The sequence below is a fragment of the Mesorhizobium sp. M1A.F.Ca.IN.020.06.1.1 genome (assembly GCF_004023265.1).
In the GTDB taxonomy this organism is placed as follows: domain Bacteria; phylum Pseudomonadota; class Alphaproteobacteria; order Rhizobiales; family Rhizobiaceae; genus Mesorhizobium.
Map to the genome: position 1 here is coordinate 1 of NZ_RZSR01000489.1, position 4,423 is coordinate 4,423.

Consider the following 4,423-nt stretch of genomic DNA (forward strand, 5'->3'; position numbering starts at 1 on the left):
GGTTAGCGTCGTGCCGCGGCCAGCGCGCGCCGCTTGGCCTCGTCGATCAGCATATTGGCCACTTGCATGCGGATCATGGCGCGCTGACGCAGATGCGGGGCGACACGGTCCGGATGGTTGGCGAAGGCGAAGTTGCGTCGAATGCGGCCGAAATCGGTATCCTTCGCAGGGCGATCGAGGCCGAGCTCGCCGGCAATCGATTCAGGGTCGATCGGCGCCAGCTCTTCCTCAGGGCGATCCTCTTCCTCAGCGAGAGCCAGCTTGGCCTGGTCGAGAAGCGCGGCGAACTCGGCGGCAAGGTCGGCGCCCGCTTCGCGGTACTCGGCGGCAACGCTTTCGCCGGCGACCTTGATGCGGCCGGAGTGAAGCTCGTCCGCCACCGACAGATAGTCGAATGGAATAGAGGGCCGGGCGCCCCCGTCTTCGCCCTTCTCGGAAGCGATGATGAGGTCGTCGAGCAACGAAGCGAAATCCAGCTTGTTCCCGGTGCCGATCTCAGCCTCCTCCTGTCGCAACGGCATTCATTGTTGCCGTCGACCATAGATCGCTGTCGTTAAAAATGAATGCCGACAACATGAACGATTGCGGGTGTTGCAGCTGCAGACGCCGGCCGGAAAGATCAAAGCGGCGCTGCATTTGATACAGACCGGCAGGTCGCCAGAGTGGCGAGGAAAAGCCCGCCTGGGGGCCAGGACCGTGGCGTACGGTCGAGTTTCCGCAAAAGTTTCAGAAGAGAAGCGATTTTGGCGGAAAAAATTCACCAGGCATGGCTGCCATGCACTTGCTGCACTGCACAATTGTAACAAATCACCTATACTCTCGGCGTGTGGAGGACAAACAAGGGGCTGGAATATGGGGTTCTTCACCGAAATGTTCGCGCGGCCGCGGCCGCAGGAACAACAGCGTTACCGATCGGCGCTCGCGCTGCTGAACGCGATGAGCAACGCCGACCGCGCCGATATCGGCATCAAGCCGGCCGACTTTCCGCGTATCGCCCGCGAGATGTCGATACGCTGATTCAACGATGAAAAGAGGGTTCTCGGCCGCGCCGGGAAACCTCTCCGTGTTCAGCGTCCCAGGAAAATCGACTTGCCCAGCGGCACGCCATTGTGCCGCAGGATGTCGTATGCCGTGGTGATGTGGAAGTAGAAGTTCGGCATGGCTGCGTCGAGCAGATATTGCAGTCCGGCCATCGAGACCTCGCGTCCGGCAAGCCTCAATTCGATCGTCCGCTCCTCCGACCCGTCCAGATCGGCGGCCGAGAATGTCGCCAGATGATCGAGCGTCTTGGCGATTCGGGCGTGCAGCTCTGTGAAACTGGACTCGTTGTCCTCGTATTTCGGCACTTCGCGGCCGGCGAGCCGCGAGGGCGCGCCCTTGGCATGATCGGTGGCGATCTGCACCTGCCGGGTCAGCGCGAACATGTCGGGCGCCAGCCTCGCGGTCAGAAACACCTGCGGGTCGATCTTGCGGTCGGCGGCGTTCTGTTCGGCCAGTGACAGCACGCTGGCCAGCGCCTTCAGCCGGGCCGAAAAGACGGCCACCGAAATATCGTACATGGATATGGTCACGTGAGTTATCTCCCCAGGCGGCGTCAGCGCCGCGGGCCGTGAGCTAGCGCTTCCCGGCTCGATTCTTCAAGCAGCCCTGCGCCCCCGTCACCGCCTCGCCGCAATCGCGGTGGTAGTATTTTCGTTATCGAGCGGAGATTCCCGATGAGACCTGCCATTATCGCAGCGACTGCCTTGTTCTCCCTTGCGGGCATCGGCCGGTCGGCGCTTGCAGCCGAAGCCCCTTATATCGACGACCGGTCCAGTGCCGAGGCTGTTGTCCGTTCGCTCTACAGCGCGATCAACCGGCATGAATTCGCCCGCGCCTGGGGTTATTTCGGCGACACCAAGCCGGCAAGAGATTTCGACGCCTTCGTTAAAGGCTACGACAGCACCGACACGGTCGAGGTCAAGACCGGCGCGGTATCGGACGAAGGTGCTGCCGGCAGCATCTACTACAGCGTCCCTGTCGCGATCCAGGCCACCGACAAGAAGGGCGAAGCCAAGATCTTTGCCGGCTGCTACACGCTTCGCCAGGTCAACGCGCAGATCCAGGAACCGCCGTTCCAGCCGATCTTTATCGACAAGGGCGCCCTGAAGCCGTCGGCTTCGGATTTCCAGGATGCCGTGCCGACAAGCTGCGGCGACGGCCCGCCGCCGCCCAAGAAGGACGAGGCGCTGGAACAGGCCAGGAAGGCGTTCCTCGCCGCCTATGGCGAGCAGTGCGACAAGGAGAACCCGGAAGGCAAGCCGGCCGGCGAGCCGGACGCCTACTCGATCCATTACAAGGACAAGGACGCCGGAGCCGACGAGCCGGAGCGCGAGACGCGGCTCTTCCGCTTCTTCTGCTCGATGGCCGCCTACAATGAAAGCGCGGTCTATTACATCTATGACGATGTATCCGGCGTCCGGCAGTTGCAGTTCGCCGCGCCGGAACTCGACATCCGTTACGAGAACAACAACAGCGAAGGCAAGGTCGAGGGCATCCACATCATCGGCTTCCAGACCGACGACCAACTGGTCAATTCCGAATATGACGACAAGACCAAGACGATCACCTCGATGAACAAATGGCGCGGCGTTGGCGACGCTTCATCGACCGGCACCTATCTGTTCCGCCACGGCAATTTCTCGTTGGTGCAGTATGATGTCGATGCATCTTACGACGGCGAGATCAATCCCGAGACCGTCCTGGACTACAACACGCCGCCTTGATCAGGGCGCTTTCGTCAGCATCCAGTTCAGTGTGCCGCGCCAATCGACCATGCGGATCGGCGTCCCATGCGTGCCGGTCTCGAACCGCACGAAGCGGGTCGGATAGGTCTTCCATTTGGCGAGGATCGAGCGGAAGAAGGCTTCCTGCTTCTCAACCTGGAAAACCACGTCACGGCTGCCCTGGCCGAAGAACACCGGCACGCGGCGCTTGAACGCCAGGCTGGTCAGGAAGCTTCCGTCCCAGAGCGAGCCGAGCAGCAGGAGCCCACTGACGCGGGCGCCAATATCCTTGTGGTCGGCCAGCTTCCAGCAGAGAATGCCGCCCATCGAGCCGCAGGCGACGAAGATTTTCGCGCCGGGCGATGTCTCTGCATAGTGGTCGATCAAAGCCGCGACTTGGGCGGCGCCCTTGTCGCCGAAATCGGGAAAGTCCGGCGAAAGATAAAGACCGCCATTTTCGGCCATCAGATTCTTCAGGCGGTTGAAATTGCCGCCAAAGGTGAAGTCGTCGACGCCCTGCTTGCGGCTGCCGCCCTGCCCGTGCAGGTAAAGGACGATGATGGCGGCACCTTGCGTCTTGCCGACTGCGACATGCCGGACATCGCCGACATCGGTCTTCAGCATCAAGTCCTGCTGCATCTTGCGCACGCCGGGGTCGATATATTGGGCATGCACACGCCTTTCAGGCACCTCGTCGCGCTGATTGATGTCGCGCATCTCGCGATAGTCGAGCACCGTATAGGCACCGTTGTCGCCGCTCGACAGCGTCGCCGGGTAAGCGAAAAGCTCGTCCTTGAAGGGTTTCAGCGACAACGTCTGGCCCTCGGCGGCAGAGAGCGAAAAAGCTGTTGCGGCGAGCAAAGTGAGCAGAGTTCGGCAGCGCAAAGACATTCCGAAGCCATGCGAAATTCGGCTTCGGTTTGTCAATCCTGCAGCACGCCGCCCGCGCCTTCCAGCGCCTCGCGCGTATCGACGTCGATCGAAGCGCCCTGCCCGATTTCGACATCGATGACGTCGAGCCCTTCGGCCTCGACCAGATGGCGCGCGCCAGTATCGCCTTCGAGCTGCGCGACGGCGGCAAACAGCGACCGCGGCAGCAGCACCGGGTTGCCGCGTTTGCCGTGATGCGCCGCGCGCACCGCCGCGTGGCCCCCGGATCGGCGGAACGCATCGATCAGCCTATCGAGATCCTTAGACGAGATACCAGGCATGTCGCCGAGCACGATCATGGCGCCGGCCGCGTCGGGCGCGACCCGCGCGATGCCCGCCTTAAGCGACGAGGCCAACCCGTCGGCGAAGTCCGGATTGTGGGCAAGCGTGATATCGAGACCTGAGAGCGCCGAGCGCACCCGCTCGCGCTGATGGCCGGTGACGACGATGGCGTTGGCCGCTTTCGATCCCAGCGCCCGCTCGGCGGTGCGCCGCACCAGCGGCTTGCCGTCGAACAGCGCCAGCAGTTTGTTCGGCCCGCCCATGCGGCTGGAGCGCCCGGCGGCGAGAAGCACGATGTCGACCCTCGGCTCCGCTTTTGCCGACCGCGACGGCAGCGGCTCGCGCGGCTGCGGCCTGGACGGGATTTCCATCAACAGGCCTCCGACGCCCATGCCGGCAATGTCGCCCGCCGTCACGTCAAGCCCGGCGATCAGCCGGTCCAGCAC

Annotated in this window: 6 protein-coding genes; 2 read left to right on the plus strand and 4 right to left on the minus strand. The window is 62.9% G+C overall.

Going from position 1 to position 4,423, the window contains the following annotated elements:
* Positions 1 to 2: 2 nt before the first annotated feature.
* The gene (locus tag EOA60_RS20455) at positions 3 to 521 is read right to left on the minus strand and encodes a hypothetical protein (RefSeq protein WP_164748480.1); all 519 of its coding nucleotides are present in this window, start codon (positions 519 to 521) and stop codon (positions 3 to 5) included.
* A gap of 331 nt (positions 522 to 852) precedes the next feature.
* On the opposite strand from EOA60_RS20455, the gene EOA60_RS20460 reads away from it, so the two are divergent.
* Positions 853 to 1,017: a DUF1127 domain-containing protein gene (locus EOA60_RS20460; protein ID WP_082954041.1), complete on the plus strand. Its 165-nt coding sequence runs from the start codon at positions 853 to 855 to the stop codon at positions 1,015 to 1,017.
* A gap of 50 nt (positions 1,018 to 1,067) precedes the next feature.
* Here the strand turns inward: EOA60_RS20460 and EOA60_RS20465 are convergent, their stop codons facing one another.
* Positions 1,068 to 1,571, minus strand: coding sequence for a DUF1993 family protein (locus EOA60_RS20465; RefSeq protein ID WP_095825283.1), 504 nt, complete (start codon positions 1,569 to 1,571; stop codon positions 1,068 to 1,070).
* Between the two features lie 144 nt (positions 1,572 to 1,715).
* Between EOA60_RS20465 and EOA60_RS20470 the strand changes: the two genes are divergently transcribed.
* The gene (locus EOA60_RS20470; RefSeq protein ID WP_095825282.1) at positions 1,716 to 2,765 is read left to right on the plus strand and encodes a DUF1176 domain-containing protein; all 1,050 of its coding nucleotides are present in this window, start codon (positions 1,716 to 1,718) and stop codon (positions 2,763 to 2,765) included.
* Here EOA60_RS20470 and EOA60_RS20475 read toward each other — a convergent pair whose 3' ends face one another.
* Both EOA60_RS20475 and EOA60_RS20480 read right to left on the minus strand, forming a co-directional pair.
* Positions 2,766 to 3,656: an alpha/beta fold hydrolase gene (locus tag EOA60_RS20475; protein ID WP_095825281.1), complete on the minus strand. Its 891-nt coding sequence runs from the start codon at positions 3,654 to 3,656 to the stop codon at positions 2,766 to 2,768.
* A gap of 32 nt (positions 3,657 to 3,688) precedes the next feature.
* The coding region (locus tag EOA60_RS20480) for a nucleotidyltransferase family protein (protein ID WP_164899427.1) at positions 3,689 to 4,423 on the minus strand (735 nt) is incomplete at its 5' end.

Bases quoted from the DNA above. Each gene is read 5' to 3' on its own strand.
- EOA60_RS20455 (WP_164748480.1), bottom strand. From the start codon at position 521: ATGCCGTTGCGACAGGAGGAGGCTGAGATCGGCACCGGGAACAAGCTG.
- EOA60_RS20460 (WP_082954041.1), top strand. From the start codon at position 853: ATGGGGTTCTTCACCGAAATGTTCGCGCGGCCGCGGCCGCAGGAACAA.
- EOA60_RS20470 (WP_095825282.1), top strand. From the start codon at position 1,716: ATGAGACCTGCCATTATCGCAGCGACTGCCTTGTTCTCCCTTGCGGGC.
- EOA60_RS20475 (WP_095825281.1), bottom strand. From the start codon at position 3,656: ATGTCTTTGCGCTGCCGAACTCTGCTCACTTTGCTCGCCGCAACAGCT.